This is a genomic window from Bradyrhizobium cosmicum, from assembly GCF_032290525.1.
In the GTDB taxonomy this organism is placed as follows: Bacteria; Pseudomonadota; Alphaproteobacteria; order Rhizobiales; family Xanthobacteraceae; genus Bradyrhizobium; species Bradyrhizobium cosmicum_A.
On record NZ_JASXTA010000099.1, the window covers coordinates 1 to 398 of the forward strand.

At 63.3% G+C, this 398-nt stretch carries 1 protein-coding gene; it reads right to left on the minus strand.

Annotated features, from left to right (window positions below; all coding sequences use genetic code 11):
• A partial coding sequence (locus QSV46_RS39215; RefSeq protein ID WP_314964024.1) for an ATP-binding cassette domain-containing protein occupies positions 1-316 on the minus strand: 316 nt, incomplete at its 3' end.
• Positions 317-398 lie beyond the last annotated feature (82 nt).

Genomic DNA, 398 nt, shown 5'->3' on the forward strand with positions numbered 1-398 from the left:
CGGTCGGTACGTTGTCGAGCACGGCGGCGATGTTGTCGGCAGCGCTCAAATTCTCGACGACCTGCTCGTTCTGGAACGTGCGTCGTATGCCGAACGCGGCCCGCTTGTGGACGGGAATGCGGTTAAGATCCCTGCCATCCACTCTGACCGATCCCTTGGCGGGACGTATGAAGCCCGACAGGACATTGATGAGCGTGGTCTTGCCAGCCCCGTTCGGTCCGACAAGTCCGGTGATCGGCTCCGGAAGGGTTGCGGTGAGGGCGTTCAGCCCGCGCACGCCACCGAACAGCACGGTGAGGTCGTCGATCTCGATCATGTCGCGGTCCCACCGCTCACTTTGAAAAGCCTGCTGATCGCCCGGAAGGCATCCGCAAGTTGCCCCGCAATGCCCTGCGGCG